3 protein-coding genes are annotated in these 2,087 nt (G+C 75.8%); all 3 read left to right on the forward strand.

Going from position 1 to position 2,087, the window contains the following annotated elements; genetic code table 11:
* Positions 1 to 654, forward strand: a 654-nt coding sequence (locus U9979_RS07465; protein WP_322778783.1) for a lytic transglycosylase domain-containing protein, incomplete at its 5' end; no start/stop codon positions are given.
* On the forward strand, positions 651 to 1,247 hold the full coding sequence (locus U9979_RS07470) for a hypothetical protein (protein ID WP_322778784.1): 597 nt from the start codon (positions 651 to 653) through the stop codon (positions 1,245 to 1,247). The genes U9979_RS07465 and U9979_RS07470, both read left to right, overlap by 4 nt.
* A partial coding sequence (locus U9979_RS07475; RefSeq protein ID WP_416219668.1) for a DUF2637 domain-containing protein occupies positions 1,244 to 2,087 on the forward strand: 844 nt, incomplete at its 3' end. The genes U9979_RS07470 and U9979_RS07475, both read left to right, overlap by 4 nt.

Consider the following 2,087-nt stretch of genomic DNA (forward strand, 5'->3'; position numbering starts at 1 on the left):
CTCGGCCCGGTACCGGTCTGGCTGCCGGTCGCGCTCGCCGCGGCGGCGGTGGTGGCGTGGTGGCTGGGCCGGCTGCTGGTCGCCGTGGTGCTGGTCGCCGTGCTCGCCGTCGTCCTGGTCGTTGTTCTGCCCCGGCTGCGGGGAACGGCGCCGCCGACCGGCGGGCCGCTGGGGTCGGGCGCCCCGGTACCGGCCGTCTACCGGCCGTGGATCGAGCGGGCCGGGTCGCTGTGCCCGCAGATCGGCCCGGCGCTGCTCGCCGCCCAGCTGGCCCAGGAGTCGGGATTCGACCCGCACGCCCGGTCCGGCGTGGGGGCGCAGGGCATCGCGCAGTTCATGCCCGGCACCTGGCCGAGCTGGGCGGTCGACGCCGACGGTAACGGGGTCGCCAGCCCCTGGGAACCCGCCGATGCGATCACCGCGCAGGGCCGGTTCATGTGCGCGTTGGCCGCGGCGGCCCGCGACGGTCGGGCCGCGGGCCGGCTGTCCGGTGATGTCGTCGCGCTGGCGCTGGCTGGTTACAACGCCGGTTTCGGCGCCGTGCAGGCCGCCGGCGGTGTCCCGCCGATCCCGCAGACCCGCGGCTATGTCCGTTCGATCCTCGCCGCCGTCCACCTCTACTCGACATCGCCCGCTTCTGGAGTGTCCGCATGATTTCCGCGTTTGGGTCGCTGACGGCGGCGAGCGTCGGTCTGCCCGCCCCGCGGGCGGTGACCGCCGCGATCCCCCTGTTCCTGGTCGCCGGGCTGATGTGGCGCCGGAAACTGCCCCGCCTGGCGGCGTGTCTGGCGTTGACGGCGGGAGCGGCGTTGACGTCCGGCTGGCTGCACACCACGATCACCACCGGCGCCGGATGGGCGACCGGCGCCGTCAACTGGGTCACCCGGTCCACCGTCGGCGGTGTGGTGCCCGGCGTCGTCGCCCTCGTCCTGTTCGTCTACTTCCTCCTTGAGCTCGCGCCGTCGACCCGGACCATGGCCGGGCTACACCCCGAGTCGGGCGGCGACGGCTACCCCCACGGGGAGCGTCGCCGCCCGCGGGGGCTGGGCCGGTTCGGCCAGCACTCCAAGGTGCCGGTCCGGATGCCGGACCTGCCACCCAAGACCGGCGCGGTGCTGGTCGGCCTGGTGCTGCCGCTGGTCGTCGACACCATCCCCGGTGACGTCGGCGCGGTGATCCGTTCCCCGCTGAACCTGCTCGGTGGCCTGCTGGCCTGGCTGCTGGGCCTTGCGTGGGGGGTGGCGTGAGCGCCCCGGCCGGTGCGAGCCGGTTCGAACGCGCCGCCGTCACGGTCCTCCCACTCCTGCTCGGTGCCGGGGTGTTCGCGGTCGCGTTCGTCCACGTCCACGACGTCGCGAAGTGGGCCGGTCAACCCGGCTGGGCGGCGTGGCTGATCGCCCTGACCGGAGAGGCGATGGCGATCGCCGCCCTTGCCGCGATCACCTCACGGCGTCGGGTAGGCGCCGCGGTCGGCTGGCCGGTGTTCGTGCTGCTGTGCGCGATCGTGTTCTCCGGCGCCTGTAACCTCGCCGCCGTCACCGGCCGCCCCGGCCCGCACGACCCGGACGGCGTCGGCCCGATCGTCGGCGACCCGGGGCCGTGGGTCGGGCTGATGGCGGTGTGGCCCGTCGTCGCGTTCGGCCTGGTCGCCGGACTGAAGGCCACCAAACCCGCCACCGCCACCGACCCCGACCCCGACCCCGACCCCGACGAGGAGACCCCGCCGGCGCCCGCCCCGCGACCGATACCGGCCGACCGGCCGACGGGTGCGATGCCCCCCGTCGCGGGCACCGTGCCCGCCGGTGGGCACATGGCCTCCCCGGCGGGGGGCTTCCCCGTCGCCGCGGACCATGGCAATGGGGTGTCTGAGCAGGTCGGAGTGGCTGTCCCGATCGCCGCGGCGTGGACCCGCACCGGCCTACCCGACGGCGACGACGACCGTTACGAGCACAACGGCCAGCACAACGGCGGGCACGGCGGGCACGACCCCCGGCCGCTACCGGCACCGGCGGACACCGCCCCGGCACCGGACACCGCCCCGGCACCGGACACCGCCCCGGCACCGGTCGCCGCGGCGGTCCCGGCAC

The sequence above is a fragment of the Protofrankia sp. Cas4 genome, assembly GCF_963555915.1.
In the GTDB taxonomy this organism is placed as follows: domain Bacteria; phylum Actinomycetota; class Actinomycetes; order Frankiales; family Frankiaceae; genus Protofrankia.

Bases quoted from the DNA above. Each gene is read 5' to 3' on its own strand.
- U9979_RS07470 (WP_322778784.1), top strand. From the start codon at position 651: ATGATTTCCGCGTTTGGGTCGCTGACGGCGGCGAGCGTCGGTCTGCCC.